Annotated in this window: 25 protein-coding genes and 4 tRNA genes; 21 read left to right on the top strand and 8 right to left on the bottom strand. The window is 73.7% G+C overall.

Features of this window, described 5'->3' with window-relative positions; translation table 11 throughout:
• The first annotated feature begins 443 nt into the window (after window positions 1–443).
• From IQ279_RS14600 to IQ279_RS14545, 12 genes are all read left to right on the top strand, one after another.
• A complete protein-coding gene (locus IQ279_RS14600) occupies window positions 444–815 on the top strand; it encodes an NADH-quinone oxidoreductase subunit A (RefSeq protein WP_206348948.1) in 372 nt (123 codons plus the stop codon).
• Entirely contained in the window at window positions 806–1,492 is a 687-nt protein-coding gene (locus tag IQ279_RS14595; protein WP_206348947.1) for an NADH-quinone oxidoreductase subunit B, read from the top strand. The genes IQ279_RS14600 and IQ279_RS14595 overlap by 10 nt, the downstream gene beginning before the upstream one ends.
• On the top strand, window positions 1,489–2,592 hold the full coding sequence (locus IQ279_RS14590) for an NADH-quinone oxidoreductase subunit C (protein ID WP_206348946.1): 1,104 nt from the start codon (window positions 1,489–1,491) through the stop codon (window positions 2,590–2,592). Before IQ279_RS14595 ends, IQ279_RS14590 begins: the two co-directional genes overlap by 4 nt.
• Window positions 2,589–3,551 carry a complex I subunit 1/NuoH family protein gene (locus tag IQ279_RS14585; RefSeq protein WP_206348979.1) on the top strand — a complete coding sequence of 321 codons (963 nt, stop codon included), beginning with the start codon at window positions 2,589–2,591 and terminating at the stop codon, window positions 3,549–3,551. The genes IQ279_RS14590 and IQ279_RS14585 overlap by 4 nt, the downstream gene beginning before the upstream one ends.
• Window positions 3,551–4,144 carry a NuoI/complex I 23 kDa subunit family protein gene (locus tag IQ279_RS14580; protein ID WP_206348945.1) on the top strand — a complete coding sequence of 198 codons (594 nt, stop codon included), beginning with the start codon at window positions 3,551–3,553 and terminating at the stop codon, window positions 4,142–4,144. The genes IQ279_RS14585 and IQ279_RS14580 overlap by 1 nt, the downstream gene beginning before the upstream one ends.
• Complete coding sequence (locus IQ279_RS14575; protein ID WP_372445136.1) at window positions 4,141–4,764, top strand: NADH-quinone oxidoreductase subunit J family protein; 624 nt, start codon at window positions 4,141–4,143, stop codon at window positions 4,762–4,764. The genes IQ279_RS14580 and IQ279_RS14575 overlap by 4 nt, the downstream gene beginning before the upstream one ends.
• Entirely contained in the window at window positions 4,764–5,189 is a 426-nt protein-coding gene (gene nuoK, locus IQ279_RS14570; protein ID WP_206348944.1) for an NADH-quinone oxidoreductase subunit NuoK, read from the top strand. The genes IQ279_RS14575 and nuoK overlap by 1 nt, the downstream gene beginning before the upstream one ends.
• Window positions 5,186–7,246: an NADH-quinone oxidoreductase subunit 5 family protein gene (locus IQ279_RS14565; protein ID WP_206348943.1), complete on the top strand. Its 2,061-nt coding sequence runs from the start codon at window positions 5,186–5,188 to the stop codon at window positions 7,244–7,246. Before nuoK ends, IQ279_RS14565 begins: the two co-directional genes overlap by 4 nt.
• A 27-nt stretch (window positions 7,247–7,273) precedes the next feature.
• A complete protein-coding gene (locus IQ279_RS14560) occupies window positions 7,274–8,869 on the top strand; it encodes a complex I subunit 4 family protein (RefSeq protein ID WP_241028128.1) in 1,596 nt (531 codons plus the stop codon).
• Entirely contained in the window at window positions 8,866–10,392 is a 1,527-nt protein-coding gene (locus IQ279_RS14555) for an NADH-quinone oxidoreductase subunit N (RefSeq protein WP_206348941.1), read from the top strand. The genes IQ279_RS14560 and IQ279_RS14555 overlap by 4 nt, the downstream gene beginning before the upstream one ends.
• Window positions 10,393–10,535: 143 nt before the next feature.
• Window positions 10,536–11,399 (top strand): zinc metalloprotease HtpX, encoded by an 864-nt coding sequence (htpX, locus tag IQ279_RS14550; RefSeq protein ID WP_206348940.1) that lies wholly within the window; start codon window positions 10,536–10,538, stop codon window positions 11,397–11,399.
• The gene (locus IQ279_RS14545) at window positions 11,396–11,809 is read left to right on the top strand and encodes a YccF domain-containing protein (RefSeq protein WP_206348939.1); all 414 of its coding nucleotides are present in this window, start codon (window positions 11,396–11,398) and stop codon (window positions 11,807–11,809) included. Before htpX ends, IQ279_RS14545 begins: the two co-directional genes overlap by 4 nt.
• Before the next feature lie 34 nt (window positions 11,810–11,843).
• Here the strand turns inward: IQ279_RS14545 and IQ279_RS14540 are convergent, their stop codons facing one another.
• From IQ279_RS14540 to IQ279_RS14530, 3 genes are all read right to left on the bottom strand, one after another.
• Entirely contained in the window at window positions 11,844–12,794 is a 951-nt protein-coding gene (locus IQ279_RS14540) for a restriction endonuclease (protein WP_206348938.1), read from the bottom strand.
• A 111-nt stretch (window positions 12,795–12,905) separates the two neighbouring features.
• Window positions 12,906–13,298, bottom strand: a complete 393-nt coding sequence (locus IQ279_RS14535; protein ID WP_206348937.1) for a hypothetical protein — start codon at window positions 13,296–13,298, stop codon at window positions 12,906–12,908.
• 185 nt (window positions 13,299–13,483) lie between these two features.
• Window positions 13,484–13,972 (bottom strand): YajQ family cyclic di-GMP-binding protein, encoded by a 489-nt coding sequence (locus IQ279_RS14530; protein WP_206348936.1) that lies wholly within the window; start codon window positions 13,970–13,972, stop codon window positions 13,484–13,486.
• A gap of 189 nt (window positions 13,973–14,161) precedes the next feature.
• On the opposite strand from IQ279_RS14530, the gene IQ279_RS14525 reads away from it, so the two are divergent.
• A tRNA-Tyr gene (locus IQ279_RS14525) sits at window positions 14,162–14,243 on the top strand.
• Between the two features lie 76 nt (window positions 14,244–14,319).
• Here the strand turns inward: IQ279_RS14525 and IQ279_RS14520 are convergent.
• The 3 genes from IQ279_RS14520 to IQ279_RS14510 all read right to left on the bottom strand — a co-directional run bounded on the left by IQ279_RS14520 (window position 14,320) and on the right by IQ279_RS14510 (window position 17,063).
• Entirely contained in the window at window positions 14,320–14,529 is a 210-nt protein-coding gene (locus IQ279_RS14520; RefSeq protein ID WP_206348935.1) for a hypothetical protein, read from the bottom strand.
• Window positions 14,530–14,891: 362 nt separating this feature from the next.
• On the bottom strand, window positions 14,892–15,572 hold the full coding sequence (locus tag IQ279_RS14515) for an NAD(P)H-binding protein (protein WP_206348934.1): 681 nt from the start codon (window positions 15,570–15,572) through the stop codon (window positions 14,892–14,894).
• Window positions 15,573–15,656: 84 nt separating this feature from the next.
• On the bottom strand, window positions 15,657–17,063 hold the full coding sequence (locus IQ279_RS14510; RefSeq protein ID WP_241028106.1) for an amidohydrolase family protein: 1,407 nt from the start codon (window positions 17,061–17,063) through the stop codon (window positions 15,657–15,659).
• A gap of 223 nt (window positions 17,064–17,286) precedes the next feature.
• Here IQ279_RS14510 and IQ279_RS14505 point away from each other — a divergent pair.
• The 6 genes from IQ279_RS14505 to IQ279_RS14480 all read left to right on the top strand — a co-directional run bounded on the left by IQ279_RS14505 (window position 17,287) and on the right by IQ279_RS14480 (window position 19,963).
• Window positions 17,287–17,359: transfer RNA gene (locus tag IQ279_RS14505), tRNA-Thr, on the top strand.
• A 47-nt stretch (window positions 17,360–17,406) separates the two neighbouring features.
• Window positions 17,407–17,482 (top strand) — tRNA-Met (locus tag IQ279_RS14500).
• Between the two features lie 85 nt (window positions 17,483–17,567).
• The gene (gene rpmG / locus IQ279_RS14495) at window positions 17,568–17,732 is read left to right on the top strand and encodes a 50S ribosomal protein L33 (RefSeq protein WP_003948671.1); all 165 of its coding nucleotides are present in this window, start codon (window positions 17,568–17,570) and stop codon (window positions 17,730–17,732) included.
• A 148-nt stretch (window positions 17,733–17,880) separates the two neighbouring features.
• Window positions 17,881–18,363, top strand: a complete 483-nt coding sequence (locus tag IQ279_RS14490) for a MaoC family dehydratase N-terminal domain-containing protein (RefSeq protein WP_206348933.1) — start codon at window positions 17,881–17,883, stop codon at window positions 18,361–18,363.
• 5 nt (window positions 18,364–18,368) lie between these two features.
• A complete protein-coding gene (locus tag IQ279_RS14485) occupies window positions 18,369–18,803 on the top strand; it encodes a MaoC family dehydratase (protein WP_206348932.1) in 435 nt (144 codons plus the stop codon).
• 104 nt (window positions 18,804–18,907) lie between these two features.
• Window positions 18,908–19,963 carry a UDP-N-acetylmuramate dehydrogenase gene (locus IQ279_RS14480; RefSeq protein WP_206348931.1) on the top strand — a complete coding sequence of 352 codons (1,056 nt, stop codon included), beginning with the start codon at window positions 18,908–18,910 and terminating at the stop codon, window positions 19,961–19,963.
• 43 nt (window positions 19,964–20,006) lie between these two features.
• Here the strand turns inward: IQ279_RS14480 and IQ279_RS14475 are convergent, their stop codons facing one another.
• Window positions 20,007–21,101 carry an adenosine deaminase gene (locus IQ279_RS14475; protein WP_206348930.1) on the bottom strand — a complete coding sequence of 365 codons (1,095 nt, stop codon included), beginning with the start codon at window positions 21,099–21,101 and terminating at the stop codon, window positions 20,007–20,009.
• Window positions 21,102–21,260: 159 nt separating this feature from the next.
• Window positions 21,261–22,499 (bottom strand): pyridoxal phosphate-dependent aminotransferase, encoded by a 1,239-nt coding sequence (locus IQ279_RS14470; RefSeq protein WP_206348929.1) that lies wholly within the window; start codon window positions 22,497–22,499, stop codon window positions 21,261–21,263.
• 243 nt (window positions 22,500–22,742) lie between these two features.
• Between IQ279_RS14470 and IQ279_RS14465 the strand changes: the two genes are divergently transcribed.
• Window positions 22,743–22,815 (top strand) — tRNA-Trp (locus IQ279_RS14465).
• A gap of 114 nt (window positions 22,816–22,929) precedes the next feature.
• Window positions 22,930–23,211 carry a preprotein translocase subunit SecE gene (gene secE, locus IQ279_RS14460; RefSeq protein WP_206348928.1) on the top strand — a complete coding sequence of 94 codons (282 nt, stop codon included), beginning with the start codon at window positions 22,930–22,932 and terminating at the stop codon, window positions 23,209–23,211.
• The last annotated feature ends 71 nt before the right edge of the window (window positions 23,212–23,282 follow it).

Below are 23,282 nucleotides of genomic sequence, written 5' to 3'. Positions count from 1 at the left end.
CCGGCCGTCCCCGCCGGTTCCGGGTGCTCCGGCGGCGGGCCCGCGGCCCCCTCGGTCCGGGCGGCCCCGGCGACCTGCGGGGCGCGCCAGACGTCCGGCGTGCCCGGGGCGTCCGGCGCGTCGGATGATTCCGGTGTTCCCGCAGGCCGTGGCACCTGTGCGGTGGGAGGGGCGTACGGGGCGCGCGGGCCGTCGGGCGCGGCGCGGCCGGAGGTCGGGGGGCTCGCGGTCATGGGCACAAGACTGCCGGGCGCGGGGGGCGCGCCGCCATGGGGTTCGTGGGCGGGACACGGTGGGGTTAACCCCACCACCGGGCGGGGCACGGCGGGGGCCGGGGCGCGGGTGCGGCGGAGGCCCGCTTCCGCCCACGGGTCCAGGGCCTAGACTCCCCTTCCGAACGGAGCGTCGTAACCGATGCGAACACCACGGAGCGAGGGGCGGACGTGCCGGACTACTTCCACGGCTACGCGGTCGTCGGGCTGGTCGCGGTCGTCGGGGTGCTCTTCGTGGCGGTGGCCTTCGGCGCCGGGCGGCTGCTGCGGCCCGTGGTGCCGACGCCGGAGAAGCTGCTGACCTACGAGTGCGGAGTGGACCCCGTCGGCGAGGGCTGGGCGCACACCCGGATCCGCTACTACGTGTACGCCTTCCTCTACGTCGTCTTCGCCGTCGACTCGATCTTCCTCTTCCCCTGGGCGACGGTCTTCGCCGAGCCCGGTTTCGGCGGAGTGACACTGGTGGAGATGTTCGTCTTCCTCGGCTTCCTGGCCGTGGGACTGCTCTACGCCTGGAAGAAGGGCGTTCTGGCATGGACGTGACCCCCCCGACCCCCGAGCCCTCCGGCGCCCGCGGGACCTCCGCCCCGGCCGACCTGCCGGTGCCCCGCCGGCTGGGCGGGCTGGCCCGGCTCGCCCCCGAGCCGATGAAGGTGGTCCTCAACTGGGGCCGCCGCTACAGCCTGTGGGTCTTCAACTTCGGACTGGCCTGCTGCGCGATCGAGTTCATCGCCGCGTCGATGTCCCGCCACGACTTCATCCGCCTCGGCGTCATCCCCTTCGCCCCGGGGCCGCGCCAGGCCGACCTGATGGTCGTCTCGGGCACCGTCACCGACAAGATGGCCCCGGCGATCAGGCGGCTGTACGAGCAGATGCCCGAGCCGAAGTACGTGATCTCCTTCGGCGCCTGCTCCAACTGCGGCGGCCCGTACTGGGACTCGTACTCCGTCACCAAGGGCGTGGACCAGATCATCCCGGTCGACGTCTACGTGCCCGGCTGCCCGCCCCGGCCCGAGGCGCTGCTCCAGGGCATCCTCAAGCTCCAGGAGAAGATCGCCGGCGAGTCGACGGCCGAGCGGTACGGGAACGCCCCCGCGTCCCCGCCCGTCCCCGGCGCCGCGCCGCCGCCTCCGCCGGGCCCTTCGGGGGCGGCCCTGACCAGCGGCCTGGTCGCCCCGCCCCCGCCCCCGGGTCCGGCCGCGGGGGAGGAGCGCGCATGAGCGGACCGAACCCGCACCCGAACCCACCGGACCCGCGGCCGTCCGCCCCCGGGTGGCTGCCCCGGCCCGCCGGGGAGGTGTTCGGCGAGGGCGCGAGCGCGGCCGAGGCGTACGGGCTGCTGACCGTCGACGTGCCGGCCGCCCGCTGGACCGAGGCGCTGACCATCGCGCGCGACGAGCTGGGCTGCACGTTCTTCGACTGGCTGAGCGCCGTGGACGAGCCGGGCGAGGGCTTCTCGATCTGCGCGCACCTGGCCGTGCTGGGCACTCCGGTCCGGCGGCTGCTGCTGCGGACCACCGTGCCGCACGAGGCGCCCGAACTGCCCACCGCCACCGGTGTGTACGCGGGGGCCGCCTGGCACGAGCGGGAGACGTACGAGATGTTCGGCGTCTCCTTCACCGGCCACCCGAACCCGGCTCCGCTGCTGCTGCCCGACGGTTTCGAGGGGCATCCGCTGCGCAAGGACTTCGTGCTGGCGGCCCGTGTCGCCAAGGCGTGGCCCGGTGCCAAGGAGCCCGGCGAGCCCGCCGAGGGCGGACCGAGGCGGCGGCAGACGCTGCCGCCCGGCGTGCCCGACCCGAACGAGTGGGGTCCGCTCAAGGGGCAGCTCCCCGCGCCGCCCGCCCGCCCGGCACGCGGCCGTGCGGCGGGCGCCGCGGGGGATCGCCCGCCGCGGCGCACACGCAGCGCGAGCGCCGGCTCCGCGAGCCAGCGCGCCGCCGGGGCCACTCCGCCGGAGGCCGCCGCTCCGCGCCGCTCCCGCAGCGCGAGCGAGGGTTCGGCCAGTCAGCGGGCAGCCGCGGAGCCGGGGCGGCGCAGCACGGACGCGCCCTGGCTCAAGCAGGCGGAGCCGTCCGGCGAGACCTCGGCCGAGGCCGCCCGCCGCGTGCACGGGACGGACGAGCGGACGGGGGCCCCGCTCGGCGAGGGCGGCGGCGCCTCGGTGGCGAACACCCCCGAGGGCGACGTCCCGGAACCGGAGCGCGAGGCCCCCCGGAAGCCCGGCACCGGCGGCGGCACCGGCGACGGCGGCACCGGCACCAACAGCAGCGACAGCGACAGCGACAGCGGCGGCGGAACGACGGAAGGCGGCGCCTGATGGACGTGCTCGACGTCGCCTGGCGGCTGCTGGCCGTCCTGCTCGCCTTCCTCGTCCTGCCCCTGGTGGTGGGCCAGGCCGAGCACAAGGTGATGGCCCACATGCAGGGCCGGGTCGGCCCGATGTACGCGGGGGGCTTCCACGGCTGGGCCCAACTCGTCGCCGACGGAGTGAAGTTCGCGCAGAAGGAGGACGTCGTACCGGCCGATGCCGACCGCCGGGTCTTCCAGCTCGCGCCGGCCGTCGCCCTGATCCCCTACCTCCTGGTGCTGATCGCCATCCCGGTCGGCCCGAACGGCATGGTCGGCCAGGCGATCGACGCGGGGATCTTCTTCGTGCTCGCCGTGATGGGCGTCGGCGTGCTCGGCTCGCTGATGGGCGGCTGGGCCTCGGCCAACAAGTTCTCCCTCCTGGGAGGACTGCGCACCGCCGCCCAGCTCATGGCGTACGAGCTGCCGCTGCTGCTCGCGGCCGCCTCCGTCGCCATGGCCGCCGGGACTCTCTCGCTGCCCGGGATCCTGGAGGCGTTCGAGTGGTGGTGGGTGCCGTGGCAGATCATCGGCGCCCTGGTCTTCTTCACCGCCGGGCTCGCCGAACTCCAGCGCCCGCCCTTCGACGCCCCCATCGCCGACTCCGAGATCATCTTCGGCGCGTACACCGAGTACACGGGCCTGCGTTTCGCGCTCTTCCTGCTCGTCGAGTACGCGGGCATCGTCATCCTGTGCGCACTGACCACGGTGCTGTTCCTGGGCGGCTGGCACGGGCCGTTCGCCGACGACCTCGGCTGGCTGTGGACCCTGCTGAAGACCTCCGTCCTCGCCTTCGTCGTCATCTGGCTGCGGGTGAGCTACCCCCGGCTGCGCGAGGACCAGCTCCAGAGGTTCGCCTGGACCGTGCTCGTCCCCCTCGCCCTCTTCCAGATCGCGCTCACCGGCGTCGTCAAGGTGGTGATCCAGTAATGGCCGTTCCCGGCAGTGGCCTGGCCAAGGGCCTGGCCGTCACCCTCCGCACCATGACCCGGCGCTCGGTCACCGCGCACTATCCGGACGTCCAGCCCGAGCTGCCCGCCCGCAGCCGCGGGGTGATCGGGCTGTTCGAGGAGAACTGCACGGTGTGCATGCTGTGCGCCCGCGAGTGCCCCGACTGGTGCATCTACATCGACTCCCACAAGGAGACGGTGCCGCCCGCCGTCCCGGGAGGGCGCGAGCGCAGCCGCAACGTCCTGGACCGCTTCGCCATCGACTTCTCCCTGTGCATGTACTGCGGTATCTGCATCGAGGTCTGCCCCTTCGACGCGCTGTTCTGGTCCCCGGAGTTCGAGTACGCCGAGACCGACATCCGCGATCTCGTCCACGAGCGGGACCGGCTGCGGGAGTGGATGTGGACCGTGCCCGCCCCGCCGCCGCTCGACCCCGCCGCGGAGGAGCCCAAGGAGATCGCCGCCGCCCGCAAGGCCGCCGAGAAGCAACTCGCGGCCGAGGCCCGCGACCGCGAGGCCGGGCGGCCGGGAGCCCCGCAGTCGGACACGGACCGGCGGGACGGTGACGCGTGAGCGCCACCGTGAGCCTCGCCGCCACCGCCACCGCCACCGCCGCTTCCACCGCCTCCGGCACCCCCGGCTTCCTGTCGCCCACCGGCGTCGAGATCCTCTTCCTGCTCGTCGGCCTGCTCACCCTCGGCGCCGCGATCACCGCCGTCACCACCCGGCAGCTGGTGCACGCCGCCCTGTGGCTGGTGGTGGCACTGGGCGGGATCGCCGTCGAGTACCTACTGCTGTCCGCCGAGTTCATCGCCTGGGTGCAGGTCCTGATCTACGTCGGGGCCGTCGTCGTCCTCCTGCTGTTCGGGCTGATGCTCACCCGGGCGCCCATCGGCCGCTCGCCGGACGCCGACTCCGGCAATCGCCCCGTCGCCCTCGCGGTCGCCGTCACGGCCGCCGCCGTCCTGGTCACCGTCGTGGTGGACGCCTTCCGCACCACCTGGATCGACCTGGAGAACGGCGCGCCGCAGGGCACCACCGACGTCACCGGCAGGATCCTCTTCCAGCACTGGGTGCTTCCCTTCGAGGCCCTCTCCGTCCTGCTGCTCGCGGCCCTCGTCGGAGCGATCGTCCTCTCCCGCCGGGGAGACGGACGGAACGGAACCGGGGCCGCGGACGGGGGAGAGCGCTGATGCATCTGGCCTACCCCGCCGTCCTGGCCGTCCTCCTCTTCTGCACCGGTCTGTACGGAGTCCTCGCCCGGCGCAACGCGATCCTCGTACTGATGTCGGTCGAGCTGATGCTCAACGCCGTCAACCTCAACCTCGTCGCCTTCGACGTCTGGCTCCGCGACACCCTCCACGCGGGCCAGGCCCTCACCCTCTTCACCATCACCATCGCCGCCGCCGAGATCGGCATCGGCCTCGCCATCGTGCTGCTCGTTTACCGCAACCGGGGCACCTCCCACATCGACCGGCTCCGCGAACTCGCCGAGACCGGCGGAACCGGCGGAACCGATGGAACCGGCAGACCTGCCGAAACCGACGGGCCGACGGTGGCAGACGCCACCGACAACCCCGCCGACACGCGCCTGACCAGGGGAGAGGCCACCGCGTGAGCACCACGACCCTCGCCGTCCTCGTCCCGCTGCTGCCCTTCCTCGGCGCCCTCACCGGGCTTCTGCTGGGCCGCCGCGCCCCCGCCTACGTCCGTCCCCTGGCCGTCCTGCCCACCCTCGCCTCCGCCGCCCTCGCCGCGGCCGTCGCCGTACGCCAGGGCGGGGAGGGCGCCCTGACCGGCGCGACCCGGCTGGCCCCCACCGGCAACGACGCCCTCCCCGTCGAACTCGCCTTCCACCTCGACGGCTTCGCCGTCCTCGTGGCCGTCCTGGTCGCCGCCGTCGCGTCCTGTGTGCAGATCTACTCCACCGGCTATCTGCGCGACGACCCGCGCTACCCCTCCTACGCCGCGCTGGTCTCCCTCTTCACGGCCGCGATGCTGCTGGTCGTCTACAGCGACGACCTGATCGTGCTGCTGGTCGGCTGGGAGGTCATGGGCATCTGCTCGTACTTCCTGGTCGGCCACTACTGGGAGACGGCCGCCGCGCGCTCCGCCTCCCTCAAGGCCTTCCTCGTCACCAAGCTCGGCGACGTGCCGTTCGTCATCGGCATCCTGGCGCTGGCCTCCAAGGCCGGCACCTTCCGCATCAGCACGATCGTGACGCGGCTTACCTCCCCGCTGTCCGGTTTCGAGCTGGAGCACCCCACCGTCATCGCACTGCTGCTGCTCGCGGGCGTCGCGGGCAAGTCCGCCCAGTTCCCGCTGCACACCTGGCTCCCGGACGCGATGGCGGGCCCGACCCCGGTCTCCGCGCTGATCCACGCCGCCACCATGGTCGCGGCCGGGGTGTACTTCGTCGCGCGGCTGCTGCCCGTCTTCACCTCCTCCGCCGCCGCGCTCGCCGTCCTGGCCGCGATGGCGGCGGTCACCATGGTCGGCTCGGCGCTCGCCGCCCTCGCCCAGGACGACATCAAGCGGGTCCTGGCCTACTCCACCGTCGGCCAGCTCGGCTACATGACCGGCGCCCTGGCCGTCGCCGACCGCGGCGCGGCCGTCTTCCACCTCATCTCCCACGGTGTGTTCAAGGCGCTGCTCTTCCTCGCCGCGGGCGTGCTCATCCACGCGGCCGGCACCAACTCCCTGGCCGCGATGTCCCGCACCGGCGGTCTGGCCGGGCGGGCGCCGGACGCCTACTGGACGATGACCGTCGGCCTGCTGGCCCTGGCCGCCGTGCCGCCCTTCGCGGGCTTCTTCTCCAAGGAGGCCGTCCTGGCCGCGGCCGAGCACGCCGCCCTCGACCCCGCCGAAGGGGCGGCCCACGCCGTCCCGTCCGCCGTGGGCTGGGCGGTCCTGCTCGCCGGGCTGCTGGCCGCGGCGCTCACCGCCGCGTACGCCGCCCGGTTGTGGCTGCTGGCCTTCCACGGCCGCGGCTTCGCCGTGCCCGGCGGGAGCGCCTCACCCGGTGGGAGCGCCGTGCCCGGCCGCGTCGGGCAGCCGGTCGTCATGAACGCGGTGCTGTGGGCGCTGGCCGGGCCGACCATCGCCGTCGGGCTGCTCTACGGGGCCCTGCCCGACTGGTTCGACGGCCGCTCGCTGGCCCCCACCCTCACCACCTCCGTCCTGGGCACCGGCCTGGCCGCCGCCGGCATCGTGGTGATGTACGCGGCCTGGCGGCACAGCACCGCCACCGCCGCCGCCCGCGCCCCGCTCGGCGCCGTCGCCGCCCACCCGGAGGCCGAGCCGGCGGTCTCCGAGGCCGAGACCATCGCCACCCACCGGGCGGCGTACGGCGACATCGCCGCCGCCGACGACCCGGCCGACCCGGGCCGGCTCCTGCTCGGCCCGCTGCACCGCCACGCCGCCCGAGGCTTCCACCTCGACGCCCTCTACGCGGCCGTCGCCGTGCGCCCGGTCCTGGCCGCCGCACGTCTGGTGCGTTTCCTGGACCGCGAGGTCGTCGACACCTACGTGCGCGGCGCCACAGGCACCGCACGGCTGCTGGGCACGGCCGTGCGCCGCGCCCAGACCGGCAACGTGCAGACCTATCTCGGCCTCCTGCTCGCCGGCTCCCTCGTCCTGGCCGTGGCCGCCGCCCTCGTCGCCGCCGGAGCGTGACCAGTGATCCCCCTGAACGACACCGCGATGCGGCTGCTCCTGGCGGCCGTCGTCGTCCTGCCCCTGCTCGGCGCGGCCGCCGCCCTGCTGCCGGCCCCGCCCGGGCTGCGGGGCCGGAATCCCGAGCAGGCCGTGCTGCGCCACGGCGTCACCGTCACCGGCGCCGTGCTGGCCGCCACCGCGGTGCTCGCGCTCGGCTTCGACCACGACCGGCCCGGCACGGTGCAGGCCGAGACCGACATCGCCTGGATCCCGGCGCTCGGCGTCCGCGTCCACCTGGGCACCGACGGCGTCTCACTGCCCCTGCTCGTCCTGACGGCGCTGCTGACCTTCCTGTGCGCCCTGTACAGCTACCACCGGCCCCCCGGGGGGCCGCGCCCGCAGGCGTTCGTCGCGCTCGTGCTCCTGCTGGAGGCCGGCACCCTTGCGACCTTCGCCGTGCTGGACCTGATGCTGTTCTTCCTGGCCTTCGAGACGGTCCTGATCCCGATGTACTTCCTCATCGCCCGCTGGGGCGGCGCGGGGCGGGAGCGGGCCGCGTGGAAGTTCGTCCTCTACACCCTGCTCGGCTCCGTGGTGATGCTGCTGGGCCTGCTGCTGGTCGGACTGGGCGCCGAGGGCGGCCCGACGTTCGACATGACGGCGCTCGCCGAGGACGGCGGCCGGGGGCTGACCCACACCACCCAGCTCGTGGCCGCCCTGGCCATCGGCACCGGTCTGGCCGTCAAGACGCCGATGTGGCCGCTGCACAGCTGGCTCCCCGACGCCCACACCGCCGCCCCGACCGTCGGCTCGGTGCTGCTGGCGGGCGTCCTGCTGAAGATGGGTACCTACGGCTTCGTCCGGATCGTCCTGCCGGTCGTCCCCGACGGCGTCCACACCCTCGCGCCGTACCTGGCGGCCTTCGCGGTCACCGGCATCGTCTACGGGTCGCTGGCCTGCCTGGCGCTCGCCCGGCCCGGCGCGGGAGGCGACCTCAAGCGCCTCATCGCCTACTCCTCGGTGGGCCACATGGGCTTCGTGCTGCTGGGCGTCGCCACCCTCACCCGCACCGGCGTCAACGGCGCGCTGTTCGCCAACATCGCCCACGGCCTCATCACCGGCCTGCTGTTCTTCCTCGCCGGTGCGGTCAAGGACCGCACCGGCACCACCGATCTGGACCGCCTCGCACTCGACGGCGCAGGAGTGCACAGCGGGGGCGCGGCGCTGTACGGGCGCGCCCCCCGGCTCGGCGGGCTGCTCGCCTTCGGCGCAGTCGCCTCCCTCGGACTGCCCGGACTGGCCGGCTTCTGGGGCGAGATGCTCGCGCTGCTCGGCGCGTACCACCCGGCCGACGGGCTCAGCCGGCCCGCGTACCTGGTCTTCATGGCCGTCGCGGCCCTCGGCACCCTGCTGACCGCCGCCTACCTGCTGGTGGTCGTACGCCGGGTGTGCACGGGGACGCCGTCCGCCCCCGGCACCGCCCCCGCCCCGGGCGCGACCCTGCCGGACGTACGCGGCCACGAGTTCGCCGCCTGGATCCCGCTCGTCGTCCTCACCGTCCTGGCCGGACTGTGGCCCGCGCTCCTCCTGGGGCTCACCGATCCGGCCGTGCAGAACCTCCTGCCGGGAGTCAGCCGATGAACGCGCTCGCCCAGGACCCCGTCCGGTCGGTCGTCCAGTCCGTCGACTGGACCGCCATCGCCCCGCCCGCCCTCGCCGCGCTGGGCGCGCTGGCCGTACTGGTCGCCGACCTGTTCCTGCCCGAGCGCCGCAAGCCGCTGCTCGGCCCGGTCACCGTCGCCGTGCTCGCGCTCGCCGCGCTCAGCCTGCTGCCCCTGCGGAGCGGCGAGCGCACCACCTTCTGCCTCACCACCGACCCGGCGGTGTGCTCCTACGTCGCCGACCCGTTCGCCCTGGCCGTCCAGTTCCTGGTGCTGGGCGCCGCCCTGATCGCCGCCCTGCTGTCGATGACGGCCGTACGGGACGAGGCGCTGCCGCGCGGCGAGTACTGGTTCCTGCTGCTGGCCTCCGCCGCGGGAGCGGCGCTGCTGCCCGCCGCCCGGGATCTGGCGACCCTGATCGTGGCACTGGAGGTCGCCTCCCTGCCCTCCTTCGCCCTGGTCGGACTGCGCCGCGCGGACGGGCGCTCCTCCGAGGCGGCTCTGAAGTTCTTCCTCTCCTCGGTCACCGCCACCGCCGTCAGCCTCATGGGCGTCAGCTTCGTCTACGCCGTGACCGGCTCCCTGCACCTGGACCGGATCGCCGAGAGGCTGCGCGAGACCGCCCCCGGCCTGGAGGCCCTGGCCGCCACCGGAGTCGCCCTCACCCTCGTCGGCTTCGCGTTCAAGACCGCGGCCGTCCCCTTCCACTCCTGGGTGCCGGAGACCTACGTCGGCGCCCCCCTGCCGGTGGCCGCCTACCTGTCGGTGATCGGCAAGGCGGTCGGCTTCTCCGGGCTGATCCTGGTGACCGTCGAGGCCTTCCCCTCCTACGGCCACGTCTGGGGACCGGCGCTCGCCGTCCTGGCCGCCCTCACCATGACCGCGGGCAACGCGGCCGCCCTGCGGCAGCGCCCGGAGCGCCCGCACAGCGCGGTACGGCTGCTGGCGTGGTCCTCCGTCGGCCAGGCGGGCTACCTGCTGGTGCCGATCGCCGCGGCGGCGTACGCCGCCGAGCCGGGGCGGGCCGTCGGCGCGACCGTCGCGTACGCCCTGATGTACGCCGCCGTGAACCTCGGGGCCTTCGCCGTGGCCGCCCACGTCGGCCGGAGTGCCGCCGCCAACCGGATCACCGACTACCGCGGCCTGTACGCCGCCCACCCCCCGGCCGCCCTCGCCCTCGCCTTCTTCCTGCTCTGCCTGGCCGGGCTGCCGCCGGGGATCATCGGCCTGTTCGCCAAGGTCGCGGTCCTCTCCACGGCCGTGGACGCGGGACTGGGCTGGCTCGCGGCGGTGATGGCGGTGAACGTCGTGATCGCCCTCTACTACTACCTGGCGTGGACGGCGCAGATCTTCCGGGCCCCCGCACAGGCCCCCGCCGCCCGCGCCCGCGTACGCGTCGCCGCGCCGCTCACGGCCGCGATCGCCCTGACGGGGCTGCTCGCCGTCGGCCTTTCGGGTGCTCCCCAGCTCGCCCTGCGCTTCGCCGCCGACGTGCTGCTTTAGACGGGAGCGGCCCGGGAACCCGGCGCCTTCACACGGCGTTGACCTCACAGGAAGGGTCCACCAAGCCGCCTTCGGACGGAGGCACGCCGCAACGAAGGGCCACACGGGGGATCCCCCCTGCCGCACCACCTGGAGGGCGCACCGTGCACCGCCGGCACAACGGGCTGAAGACCGCCCTGCTACTCGGGGGACTGTCCGCACTCATCATCGTCATCGGCGGTTTCTTCGGCCGCACCGGCCTGGTCGTCGCGGTCGTCCTGGCACTCGGCACCAACGCCTACGCCTACTGGAACAGCGACAAGCTCGCCCTGCGCGCCATGAGAGCCCGCCCGGTCAGCGAGTTCGAGGCCCCGGGCCTGTACCGGACGGTCCGCGAGCTGTCCACGGCCGCCCGCCGGCCCATGCCTCGCCTGTACATCTCACCCACCCAGGCGCCCAACGCCTTCGCCACCGGCCGCAATCCGCGCAACGCCGCCGTCTGCTGCACCGACGGCATTCTGCGCATCCTGGACGAGCGCGAACTGCGCGCCGTCCTCGGGCACGAGCTGAGCCACGTCTACAACCGCGACATCCTCATCGCCTCCGTCGCCGGAGCACTGGCCTCGGTGGTGATGTTCCTGGTCAACTTCGCCTGGCTGATCCCGATCGGCCGCTCGGAGGACGAGGAGGGCCCCGGCCTGGTCGGAGTGCTGCTGATCATGCTGCTCGGCCCGCTCGCCGCGTCCCTGATCCGGCTCGCGGTCAGCCGCTCCAGGGAGTACGAGGCGGACGCCTCCGGCTCCCAGCTCACCGGCGATCCGCTGGCCCTGGCCTCGGCCCTGGCCAAGCTGGAGGCCGGCACCAAGCAGCTGCCCCTGCCACCCGAGCCCCGTCTGGAGACCGCGAGCCACATGATGATCGCCAACCCCTTCCGCCCCGGAGACGGCCTGACCAGGATGTTCTCCACCCACCCCCCGATGGCCGAGCGCATCGCCCGGCTGGAGCGCATGGCGGGGAGGCGGCTGTGAGGACGGTCCTCAACATCCTGTGGCTGGTCTTCTCCGGCCTCTGGCTGGCCCTGGGGTACGCGGTCGCCGGCCTGATCTGCTTCCTGCTGATCGTCACGATCCCGTGGGGCATCGCCTGCTTCCGGATCGCCGTCTACGCCCTGTGGCCCTTCGGGTACACCGTCGTCCAGCGGCCCGGCGCGGGCGCGGCCTCCGCCGCGGGCAACGTCGTCTGGCTGGTCTTCGCCGGGATATGGCTCACCCTGGGGCACATAGCCGCGGGTATCGGCTTCTTCCTGACGGTCATCGGCATCCCGTTCGGCATCGCCCACTTCAAGATGATTCCGGTCTCCCTGATGCCGCTGGGCCGCGAGATCGTCCGCAGCGACGCCGCGTACCCGTCGTACCGCTGGAACCCGGCTCCCCGCTAGGCCGTCCCCCAGGGCGTCGAAGGTCCCGGAGGGCTCAGGCCCGGGCGGCCCCCTCGTCGTACAGACCGTCGTACGCGCCCTCGTACGCGTCCCCGTAAGGGCCTTCGTCCCGCCCTCCGTACCGTCCTTCGTGCGGTTCGGCCCCGGGCGGCGGCTCGCCCGCGCTCTCCCAGGGGGCCGGTCCGGTGCCGTCGCTCCAGGCGGCCAGCGCGTGCCGGTCGAAGCACAGGATCCCGCACTGCCGCGCGTACTCTGCGGCGGGCGCGGTGAAGTCGCCGGTGGTGACCACGGCCGCCACCTGGGCCTCGTGGACGGTGTAGCAGGTGCCGCCGAAGCGCTGCACGTCCTGTGAGCCGACCTTGTTGGTGTCGCTGTAGCGCTTGCACTGGACGACCACGCGCCGCCCGTCCGGGGCGGTGGCGACGACGTCGGCGCCGAGGTCGCCCGCGCCGCCGACGACCTCCACGTCGCGGCAGCCGTCCCGCTCGCACAGGGCCGCGACCGCCTGCTCGAACTCCTCGGCCTCCATGGCCTCGTAGTCCGGTCGGACAGGACGGTCGGGGCCGTCGGGGCGGGCTCCGTCGGCCCCGTCCGGTTCCGCGTACCGGAGGGCCTGCGGGCCCTCCGCCGGCCCGGGGCGCTCCGTGCGCTCACCGCTCTCCCGCCCGCCACCCGGAACCTCCTCCTCCAGGGAGTCCAGCGCGGTCTCGGCCGCCTCGGTCAGGACCGCGGCGGCCCGCCGCGCGGCCCTGGACGCCCGGAAGCGGCGCCCGCCGCGCAGACCGGCCACGGCGGCCGGTACGGCGATCAGGCAGACGGCCACCGCCGCGACCGGATGCCGCCCGGCGGCCTCCAGCACCACCCGCCCGGCGAACCACACGCCCAGCAGGACGACGGCGGCCAGCACGAAGGCCAGGGCCGTCACACGCAGGTCGAAGACGGGCCTGCCGTCCGGTGCGCGCCTCCGGCGCGCGGATATGGCCATCGCTGCTGATCCCCCCTGGCGGTTCGGCGTGGAACATCACTGCTCGCTACTGCCGTCTGCCCCGCCTCCCCGTTTTCAACGGGCCGCCGGGAACGGCCCGCCGCACCGGGGTCAGCAGCCGACGCCGATGCAGTCCTGCCGGAAGACCTGCTCGCCGTCCACCGTGCCGACGACCGTGAAGCCCTCGAGCGTGACGCCGCCCTCCGTCTCGATCCGGGGGTCGCTGCCGGCGTCGGCCGTCATCCTGGCCTCCCCGCCGTCCATGGTGGTGCCCTCGCAGGTGACCCTCAGGTCCTTCCCGGTGCCCTCGTCGACGCATGTGAGGTCACCGTCGATCTCGTGCCCGGCCTGGTCGAAGGCGAGTTCACCGGCCTCGGCCGCGCTGTTGCGGGCGAGGGTCCCGGAGATCTCCTCCCCGGTGCCGCCGTCCCCGCAGCCCGAGAGCAGAAACGCGCCGCACAGCAACGCGGCCGGCAGAGCGGCCCGCACGGTCTTCTTTCTCATATGTCCTCCTGGGCCCGTACGCGTGGAAGGTTCCGTGCCCGGGTGCCCGCCGCACGGTCCGTCAACCTCCCGGGCGCCCCTGCCCCCGGCCACCCCTCAGAGGCCGACGGGCACCCGCCGCCCGGCGGGTGCCCGTCGTTGCCTCGCTCCTGCCCGGCGGCCGTCGTCCACCACCGGCCCGGTGCTCAGCGGTAGTTGGTGAACTGGATCGCGAAGTCGAAGTCCTTGCCCTTGAGCAGGGCGATGACCTCCTGCAGGGCGTCCCGGCTCTTGTGGCTGACGCGCAGCTCGTCGCCCTGCACCTGGGCCTTGACGCCCTTGGGGCCCTCGTCGCGGATGATCTTCGCGACCTTCTTGGCGTTGTCCTGGGAGATGCCCTCCTGGATCGACGCGAAGAGCTTGTACTCCTTGCCGGACACCTGGGGCTCCCCGGCGTCCAGGGACTTCAGGGAGATGCCCCGCTTGACCAGCTTGGTCTGGAAGATGTCGAGGATGGCCAGGACCCGCTCCTCGGAGTTGGCCCGCATCTCGATCTTCTCGCCCGACCAGGCGATGGAGGCTCCCACGCCCTTGAAGTCGAAGCGCTGGGAGATCTCCTTGGCGGCCTGGTTGAGGGCGTTGTCGACCTCCTGCCGCTCGACCTTCGAGACGATGTCGAAACTGGAGTCGGCCATCGTGGATTGGCTCCTCGTGCGTAGATCCGTCAGGGTGCGGTCCGGCTCTGTCCGGACCGGTCCGCGCCGTCAGCCTAGTCATCCGCCGCGGTGATCCACCGCTGGACAACCAGGTGGCGGACCACCCCCCACCATCGGGTATGGTTGTGCGCGTTGCCAGGGAGCGAACACCCCCGGGCAGCGATCCCAGGCGGTGTGCCCGAGCGGCCAAAGGGAGCAGACTGTAAATCTGCCGGCTCAGCCTTCCCAGGTTCGAATCCTGGCGCCGCCACACGAGGGAGACGGCCCCCGACCAGTCCACTGGTCGGGGGCCGTTCGCCGTTCCGTCCGACGTGGGGGCGGCCTCCTCACGGCCCGCGGTCCCCGAGCGGGGCGACGGGCCCTCCGTCCGGCCACCGCTCCCCCCACTCGGGGTCCAGTCCGCGCCGCCGCATCCGCCACACCGCCGACGGGTACACCAGGAACGGCCACAGTACGAACATGACCGCCGTCGCGAGATCCTCCACGGCGTCCTCGTCCACCCTCACAGAGCCGCCGTTGAGCGGGTCGATCCGCACCCGCGCACGGGCGCCGGCGTACCCGTCCGCCCAGAGGATCTCCCCCCCCCGGCCGACGATCCGGCCGACGATCCGGCCGTCGTGCGAGGCGAGGGTGCCGGTGCAGTGGAGCAGCGGAGCAGCGGGGCGCTGCGGCCTTCCTTCCTCACGCGGCAGAAGTCCGCCTCGAACTCACCGGGCTCACCGACCAGGCCCAGCCGGGCGCTCGCCGTGGAGAGGGAGGACACTCCGAGGGCCCACATGGGGACCGCGAACAACAAGGTCAGCAGCGCTGCCCTCACCCGTACCGACCGCGGCCACGCGCGCCGTTGCTCCACCGCCGCCCCACCCCGCCCCGCGTCCGTTCCGTACCCGTGCGGAGCCTAGTCCGGCACCTCCGTCGCCTCCGAGCCCAGTTCCGCGACCGCCAGGTCGACCGGGACCTCCCCGGAGACCAGCTCCAGTGTCACCCGCGCCGCGCGCGGGTCGTCCAGGAGGGCGAGGAGGACGGCGGCCACGTCGTCGCGCGGGATCTCGCCGCGCCCCGTGCGGGGCTCCAGCCGCACCTGCCCGGTGCCGGGGTGGTTGGTGAGACGGCCGGGGCGCAGGATCGTCCAGTCCAGGTTGACGCGCCGGCGGATGTCGTCGTCCGCCGCTCCCTTGGCACGCAGGTAGGCGGCGAAGACGGGCTCCATGTCGGTGGGGGGTGTGTCGTCCGCCCCCATGGCGGAGATGACCAGGAAGCGGCGTACTCCGGCCAGTTCGGCGGCGTCCGCGAAGAGGACCGCGGCCGCGCGGTCCACCGTCTCCTTGCGGGCCGTGCCGCTGCCCGGGCCCGCGCCCGCCGCGAAGACCGCGGCGTCGGCGTCCCTCAGGTGCCGGGCGACCTCCTCCGCGGACGACGACTCCAGGTCGCAGACGACCGGCTCGGCCCCCGCCGAGCGCAGGTCGTCCGCGTGCTCGGGCCGACGGATGAGCCCGACGACCTCCTCACCGCGCGCGGCGAGCAGCCGCTCCAGCCGCAGTGCGATCTGACCGTGTCCTCCAGCGATGACTGTGCGCATACTCCGACCGTACGCCGCCGGGCCCGTACTCCGTCGTGCACGCCGCCGGGCACGCCGCCGGGCACGCCGCCGGGCACGTCGCCGTCAGCGCTGCGACTGGCGTGGGAGTCCGGTGGCGGGGCCGCCCGGTTCCGGGGCCGCCGTGGCCGCCGCCTCCGCGTGGCCGCCCGGGTCCGTGGCGTCGCAGTACTCGCGTACCGCGCTGGTGCGGGCCACCACCCGGCCGCGGTGGACGACCAGGCGGCTGTAGGCCAGCGAGAGCGTTCCGGCGAGTGTGCGGCCGCGTACGGCCAGCAGCTCGGCCGGGAAGCCGGCCTCGATCCGTACCCGCGGCAGCCCCATGGCCTCCCGCGCCCGCGCGCTCACCGCCTCGTAGGCCTCCTCCGGGGCGGCCTGGCCGTGCGAGGCCAGCAGGTAGGCGGCCTCCAGCGGGTCGCCGCGGCCCACCGGGTTGGCCGTGTCGCGCAAAGCGCCGCTGCCGGCGACGACCCGTACCCCCGCCGTCCGCAGCAGCCGCACCGGCGCGGTGTGGGGGCCGTCGGCCGTCCGCGGCGGCAGGCCGCAGCCGCCCTGGGGCAGGCAGACCACCGTGATCCCGGCCGCCGCGAGGGACTCGGCGGCGCGGGCCGCGGTCTCCCCCGGCAGCCGGGCCAGCCCGTCGCACGGACCGACGGCCACCCCGGGCCGCAGCCCGCCGGCCACCGAGGCCAGGCGGGAGAGCCGGACCGGGTCGGAGCCGTCGGTGTGCAGGTCCACCGCGCAGCCGTGTTCGGCCGCCACCTCCAGCACGGCCTCCGTGTAGCCGGCCGGGTCGGGGTCGAGGTCCGGACAGCCGCCCACCGCCGCGGCCCCCATGTCCACCGCCTCGCGCAGCATCGCCAGGCCGTCGGCCCCCGCCGCGCCGGTCAGCAGCCGGGGCACGGCGACGGCGGTGAGATCGGTCAGCCCGCGCAGGGCGTGCCGGGCCCGCAGTACGGCCCGCAGGGCACGCAGCCCGGCGACGTCGCCGACGCGCACATGGGTGCGCACCGCGGTCGCGCCGTGGCCGAGCTGGAGCAGTGCGGCCTCGGCGGCGCGCCGCTGGACCCGCCCGGGGGCGTACGGGTCCCGGGGGCCGTACGGGGAGGCGCCGATGGCACCGGGGGCGTCACCGTCCGCCGTCAGCGCGGTGTCGTAGTGGGCGTGGGGCTCGGCGGGGGCGGGCAGCAGCAGATAGCCGGTGAGGTCGATCCGGGTGGCGCACGGAGGGGCGGGGGAGGAGAGGCTGCCCGCGGTCCCGACCGCCTCGATCCGCCCGCCGCCGATCCGTACGTCCACGGTGCGGCCGTCGGCGAGCCGGGCACCGCACAGAACGAGCGAGGTCCGCCCCGGCGCCTCCGGGGTCTCCTCCGGAGCGGCGCCGGAGGGGCCGATGAGAGGGACCGGGGGGCCCGGGGGCGGGGATGCGTCGCGATCGGGCTGCGCCGGTTCCTGCGGCTGGCTGTCGGGCATGGGGCTCCCGCGTTTCGCTCATGATCGCTGGGGTGCGACGAAGCCTAGGACCGGACCGGTCCCGGGACGCGCCGCCATCACGCGGGAGCCCAATAGTCGTACCGGTGATCGCTCCGCTACGCCGGAAGAAGGGCGGGAGGCACCGGTCGGCACCGCCGTACGGAGGCGCGGCCGATACGGATTTCACGTTCGGCGCTCCGAGCGTGTAATGTCTTCATCGCTCGCCCCAATAGCTCAGTCGGCAGAGCGTCTCCATGGTAAGGAGAAGGTCTACGGTTCGATTCCGTATTGGGGCTCTGATGTGTGAGGCTCCCCGTCGAGAGACGGGGGCCACCCACATCGCGGCGGTGTAGCTCAGTCGGTAGAGCAAACGGCTCATAATCGTTGTGTCACCGGTTCGAGTCCGGTCACCGCTACCAAACCCAGTAGCCGATTGCGGGGTCGGTCCTCCGATCGGCTACTCTTTCTGCGTTAAACCCGTCCCAGCCGTCAAGGAGCACTCACGTGGCTGCCACCGACGTCCGCCCGAAGATCACGCTGGCCTGCGTGGAGTGCAAGGAGCGGAACTACATCACCAAGAAGAACCGGCGCAACAACCCGGACCGTCTTGAGATGAAGAAGCACTGCCCGCGCTGCAACGCGCACACCGCGCACCGCGAGACGCGATAAACGCCGCGACCGGCCAGGCCGCCGCACACGCGCACAGACACGCAAAGCCGTGAGGCCGCCCCCGTTCGCGGGGGCGGCCTCACGGCTTTGCGCCCGTCCGAGCCGTCCGACCAGCAACCACCCGCAAGCCGTATGGAGGTACCGGGCCATGGCGCTCGACCAGTCCTTCGTGGGGCGGAGCTATCCGCCCACCGCGCCGTACGAGGTCGGCCGGGAGAAGATCCGCGAGTTCGCCGAGGCCATCGGTGAAGCCCACCCCGCGTACACCGACCCGGAGGCGGCCGGTGAGCTCGGCCACCCCGATGTGATCGCCCCGCCCACCTTCGTCTTCGCCATCACCTTCAAGGCGGCCGGGGAGGTCGTCGCGGACCCGAAGCTGGGGCTGGACTACAGCCGGGTGGTGCACGGCGACCAGAAGTTCGCCTACACGCGGCCGGTGCGCGCCGGCGACCGGCTCACGGTGACGTCCACCATCGAGGCGGTGAAGTCCATGGCGGGCAACGACATCCTGGACATCCGCGGTGAGGTGCGCGACGAGGGCGGCGAGCACGTGGTGACGGCCTGGACCAAGCTGGTGGCCCGCGCGGCCGACGACGCGGCCGTGGACGCTGCCGGAAAGCAGGGGGAGTGAGGCGGATGACGGCGAGGATCGCGTACGAGGACGTCGAGGCCGGCACCGAGCTGCCCGCACGGAGCTTCCCCGTGACCCGCGACACGCTCGTGCGGTACGCGGGCGCCTCCGGCGACTTCAACCCGATTCACTGGAACGAGCGGTTCGCACGCGAGGTCGGCCTCCCCGACGTCATCGCGCACGGCATGTTCACCATGGCCGAGGCCGCCCGCGTGGTGACCGACTGGGCCGGCGACCCGGGCGCGCTCGTGGAGTACGGCGTGCGCTTCACCAGGCCCGTCGTCGTCCCCGATGACGACAAGGGCGCCGTGATCGAGGTCTCGGGTAAGGTCGCGGCCAAGCTCGACGACGAGGCCCGCACCGTCCGGGTGGACCTCAAGGTCACCAGCGCCGGACAGAAGGTGCTGGGCATGTCCCGCGCGGTGGTCCGGCTCGCCTGAGCGCGCCGGCGCATCGGCGGACCACCGTGCCGGTACCACGGCCGCACGTCCGGCGGGGCGGCCGTGGGAGATGCGCGTACGGCCGCTCTCGTACTCTTGGGCGCGTGCAGGAACTCCACGACGCGCCCCTCGCCCCGCTGACCACCTTCCGTCTGGGCGGCCCCGCGGCCCGCCTGGTCACGGCCACCACCGACGAGGAGGTGACCGAGGCGGTACGGGCCGCCGACGCCGGCGGTACCCCGCTGCTGCTCGTCGGCGGCGGCAGCAACCTCGTCATCGCCGACGAGGGCTTCGCGGGCACCGCCCTGCGCATCGCCACCACCGGCTTCCGCCTGGAGGGCACCCGGCTGGAGCTGGCGGCGGGCGAGAACTGGTCCGAGGCCGTCGCCCGCACCGTCGAGGCCGGGCTCGCGGGCGTCGAGTGCATGGCCGGCATCCCCGGATCGGCGGGCGCCACACCCATCCAGAACGTCGGCGCGTACGGCCAGGAGGTCTCCTCCACGATCACCGAGGTCGTCGCCTACGACCGCCGGTCCGGCGAGACCGTCACCATCCCCGCCGCCGAGTGCGGCTTCTCCTACCGGCACAGCCGCTTCAAGGCCGGCCCCGACCGCTTCGTCGTGCTGCGCGTCCGCTTCGAGCTGGAGGACGCGGGCGGCCTCTCGGCGCCCCTGCGGTATGCCGAGACCGCACGGGCGCTGGGTGTGGAGACCGGGGAGCGGGTGCCGGTGGAGCGGGCCCGCGAGACCGTCCTGAAGCTGCGCGCGGGCAAGGGCATGGTGCTCGACCCGGAGGACCACGACACCTGGTCGGCCGGCTCCTTCTTCACCAACCCCGTCCTCACCGAGACCGAGCACGCCGCCTTCCTCGCCCGCGCCGCCGAACGGCTGGGGCCGGACGCCGCCCCGCCCGCCTACCCGGCCGGGGACGGCCTGGTGAAGACCTCCGCCGCCTGGCTGATCGACAGGGCCGGTTTCGCCAAGGGCTACGGCGACGGCCCGGCCCGGATCTCCACCAAGCACACCCTCGCTCTGACCAACCGGGGCTCGGCCACCACCGCCGACCTCCTCGCCCTGGCCCGCGAGGTCCGCGACGGCGTGCGCGAGGCGTTCGGCGTGACGCTGGTCAACGAGCCGGTGACCGTGGGCTGCTCGCTCTGAGGGGCCGCCCGCGCCCCCGCCTCGTCAGACCACTGCCCGCGGCTCAGAGGCCCCTCTGCGACACGGAAGCGGACGCGGGCCCGGACACGGACGCGGGCCCGGACGGGGCCTGCTCCGGCTCCTCCACCAGCCAGGCGTCGATGTCCGCCAGGATCGCCTTCCGGACGTCCTCCGGGGCGCGCGAGCCGCGCACCGACTGGCGGGCCAGCTCGGCCAGCTCCTCGTCCGTGAAACCGTGGTGGCGCCGCGCGATCTCGTACTGCGCGGCCAGCCGGGAGCCGAACAGCAGGGGGTCGTCGGCGCCCAGGGCCAGGGGCACCCCCGCCTCGAACATGGTCCGCAGCGGTACGTCCTCGTGCCGGTCGTACACCCCCAGCGCCACGTTGGAGGCCGGGCAGACCTCGCAGGTGACGCCCTGCGCGGCCAGCCGCGCCAGCAGCCGCGGATCCTCGGTGGCGCGCACCCCGTGCCCGACGCGGCCCGCGCGCAGGTCGTCCAGGCAGTCGGCGACGGACTGCGGTCCCGACAGCTCGCCGCCGTGCGGGGCCGCCAGCAGGCCGCCCCGGCGCGCGATGGCGAAGGCCCGGTCGAAGTCCCGGGCGAAGCCGCGCCGTTCGTCGTTGGACAGACCGAAGCCCACCACGCCGCGGTCGGCGTAGCGCACGGCCAGCCGGGCCAGGGTGCGGGCGTCCAGCGGGTGCTTCATCCGGTTCGCGGCGACCAGTACGCGCATGCCGAGCCCGGTCTGGGCGGAGGCGCTCTCCACCGCGTCCAGGATGATCTCCAGTGCCGGGATCAGCCCGCCCAGGCGCGGGGCGTAGGAGGTCGGGTCCACCTGGATCTCCAGCCAGCGGGACCCGTCCCGCACGTCCTCCTCGGCGGCTTCCCGCACCAGCCGCCGGATGTCGTCGGGCGTGCGCAGGCAGGAGCGCGCGGCGTCGTACAACCGCTGGAAGCGGAACCAGCCGCGTTCGTCGGTGGCCCGCAGCTTCGGGGGGCGGCCGCTGCTCAGCGCGTCCGGGAGGTGGACACCGTGTCTGTCGGCGAGCTCCAGCAGTGTGCCCGGGCGCATGGACCCGGTGAAGTGCAGGTGGAGATGGGCCTTCGGGAGCTTGCGGACGTCACGAGCGCTTTCCATCCGAAGATTTTGCCGCACTCGCGACACGCCTGGAAGTCACCGCCACGATCGGGGACGGGCCGGAACATGCGGGCGGGCCCGCGCAAGCAGTGCTCGCGCGGGCCCGCCCGCATGTTCCGGGGCTCCGGTGAGGGCGCCGCCGGGCCGGCCCGGACCGGTTCAGGCCTTGGCCTCGGCCAGCAGCTTCTGGATCCGCGAAACACCCTCGACCAGGTCCTCGTCGCCCAGTGCGTAGGACAGCCGCAGGTAACCCGGGGTGCCGAACGCCTCACCGGGGACGACCGCGACCTCGGCCTCCTCCAGGATCAGCTCGGCCAGCTCCACGCTCGTGGCCGGGCGCCGGCCGCGGATCTCCCGGCCCAGCACGCCCTTGACCGACGGGTAGGCGTAGAAGGCGCCCTCCGGCTCGGGGCAGGTGACGCCGTCGATCTCGTTCAGCATCCGCACGATCGTCCTGCGGCGGCGGTCGAACGCCTCGCGCATGCGCGCCACGGCCTCCAGGTCACCGGAGACGGCGGCCAGCGCGGCGGCCTGGGCGACGTTGGAGACGTTGGAGGTGGCGTGCGACTGGAGGTTGGTGGCGGCCTTCACCACGTCCTTCGGGCCGATGATCCACCCCACCCGCCAGCCGGTCATGGCGTACGTCTTGGCCACGCCGTTGACGACCACGCACCGGTCGGCCAGCTCCGGCACGACCACCGGCAGCGAGGAGAACTCCGCGTCGCCGTAGACCAGGTGCTCGTAGATCTCGTCGGTGAGCACCCACAGACCGTGCTCGGCGGCCCAGCGGCCGATCTCCTCGACCTGGGCGCGGGAGTGGACGGCGCCGGTGGGGTTGGAGGGGGAGACGAACACCAGCACCTTGGTGCGCTCGGTGCGGGCCGCCTCCAGCTGCTCCACCGAGACCCGGTAGCCGGTGGTCTCGTCGGCGACCACGTCCACGGGGACGCCCCCGGCCAGCCGGATCGACTCGGGGTAGGTGGTCCAGTACGGCGCGGGGACGATGACCTCGTCGCCCGGGTCGAGGATGGCGGCGAAGGCCTCGTAGATGGCCTGCTTGCCGCCGTTGGTGACCAGCACCTGGGACGCCTCGACCGAGTAGCCGGAGTCGCGCAGCGTCTTCGCCGCGATGGCCTCCCTCAGCTCGGGGAGCCCGCCGGCCGGGGTGTAGCGGTGGAAGCGCGGGTTCCGGCAGGCCTCCACCGCGGCCTCGACGATGTAGTCGGGGGTCGGGAAGTCGGGCTCGCCCGCGCCGAAGCCGATCACCGGCCGCCCGGCGGCCTTGAGGGCCTTGGCCTTGGCGTCGACGGCGAGCGTGGCGGATTCGGAGATCGAGCCGACGCGGGCCGAGACCCGGCGCTCGGTGGGTGACTGGTTGGAAGGGGTTGCAGCAGTCATGGGGGCATCGTCGCAGACGGGGGGACGCCCGGGCACCCGGGTCGCGGGGGGAGCCGGAGGGGGAACGGGCGGGGGAGAGCGCCGGTGTACGGGCGGGGTGAAGGGGAGGATCGGGGCGATACGGGTTACGTGTTCGACGGCGGCGCGGGAAGCACGTACACTCACCGTCGTTGGTCCCGACCGATCACCGGTGGTCCGCGCACTCCGCGGAACCGACCGGATGCGGTAGGTTGGGAACGGCGAAGGGTCGTAGCTCAATTGGTAGAGCACCGGTCTCCAAAACCGGCGGTTGGGGGTTCAAGTCCCTCCGGCCCTGCTTCACGCATCTGAACCAGGGATGCGTGCACGTGTACGTAACTGGACGCACCGCCGTACGGCCGGGCCGGACGCGGCACGGCACGCGGCCAGGACCCGGATCAGGTGAGGACGAGTGGCGGAGATCACGGACTCCATCGAGGTCCCCGAGCCCGGGCGGTCGCAGGACGACAACAAGCCCCGGCGCGGTGGCAAGCGCGCGAAGAAGGGCCCGCTGGGCCGTCTCGCCCTGTTCTACAGGCAGATCGTCGCCGAGCTGCGCAAGGTCGTCTGGCCCACCAAGAAGCAGCTCTCCACCTACACGACCGTGGTGATCATCTTCGTCCTCGTCATCATCGGCCTGGTGACCGTGATTGACTGGGGGTTCACCGAGGTCGTCAAGTTCGTCTTCGGCTGATACGCCCGCGGAGTGCCCCTCCGGGGCACTTTTCCGCATGTTCGACCCCTTGAAGCCAGGAAGAAGCAGCC

This window comes from Streptomyces verrucosisporus, assembly GCF_017114865.1.
Lineage (GTDB): Bacteria > Actinomycetota > Actinomycetes > Streptomycetales > Streptomycetaceae > Streptomyces > Streptomyces fenghuangensis.
Note: the sequence above shows the minus strand (reverse complement) of the source record. Positions and strands in the feature narration are given on the sequence as shown.

Excerpts from the sequence above, each read along its gene's own strand:
- IQ279_RS14590 (WP_206348946.1), top strand. The coding sequence starts at position 1,489 with ATGAGCGGACCGAACCCGCACCCGAACCCACCGGACCCGCGGCCGTCC.
- nuoK (WP_206348944.1), top strand. The coding sequence starts at position 4,764 with ATGCATCTGGCCTACCCCGCCGTCCTGGCCGTCCTCCTCTTCTGCACC.
- IQ279_RS14470 (WP_206348929.1), bottom strand. The coding sequence starts at position 22,499 with ATGACTGCTGCAACCCCTTCCAACCAGTCACCCACCGAGCGCCGGGTC.
- IQ279_RS14540 (WP_206348938.1), bottom strand. The coding sequence starts at position 12,794 with ATGGCCATATCCGCGCGCCGGAGGCGCGCACCGGACGGCAGGCCCGTC.
- IQ279_RS14555 (WP_206348941.1), top strand. The coding sequence starts at position 8,866 with ATGAACGCGCTCGCCCAGGACCCCGTCCGGTCGGTCGTCCAGTCCGTC.
- IQ279_RS14485 (WP_206348932.1), top strand. The coding sequence starts at position 18,369 with ATGACGGCGAGGATCGCGTACGAGGACGTCGAGGCCGGCACCGAGCTG.
- IQ279_RS14530 (WP_206348936.1), bottom strand. The coding sequence starts at position 13,972 with ATGGCCGACTCCAGTTTCGACATCGTCTCGAAGGTCGAGCGGCAGGAG.
- IQ279_RS14475 (WP_206348930.1), bottom strand. The coding sequence starts at position 21,101 with ATGGAAAGCGCTCGTGACGTCCGCAAGCTCCCGAAGGCCCATCTCCAC.
- IQ279_RS14560 (WP_241028128.1), top strand. The coding sequence starts at position 7,274 with ATGCGGCTGCTCCTGGCGGCCGTCGTCGTCCTGCCCCTGCTCGGCGCG.
- IQ279_RS14535 (WP_206348937.1), bottom strand. The coding sequence starts at position 13,298 with ATGAGAAAGAAGACCGTGCGGGCCGCTCTGCCGGCCGCGTTGCTGTGC.
- IQ279_RS14490 (WP_206348933.1), top strand. The coding sequence starts at position 17,881 with ATGGCGCTCGACCAGTCCTTCGTGGGGCGGAGCTATCCGCCCACCGCG.
- IQ279_RS14595 (WP_206348947.1), top strand. The coding sequence starts at position 806 with ATGGACGTGACCCCCCCGACCCCCGAGCCCTCCGGCGCCCGCGGGACC.
- IQ279_RS14510 (WP_241028106.1), bottom strand. The coding sequence starts at position 17,063 with ATGCCCGACAGCCAGCCGCAGGAACCGGCGCAGCCCGATCGCGACGCA.
- IQ279_RS14515 (WP_206348934.1), bottom strand. The coding sequence starts at position 15,572 with ATGCGCACAGTCATCGCTGGAGGACACGGTCAGATCGCACTGCGGCTG.
- IQ279_RS14580 (WP_206348945.1), top strand. The coding sequence starts at position 3,551 with ATGGCCGTTCCCGGCAGTGGCCTGGCCAAGGGCCTGGCCGTCACCCTC.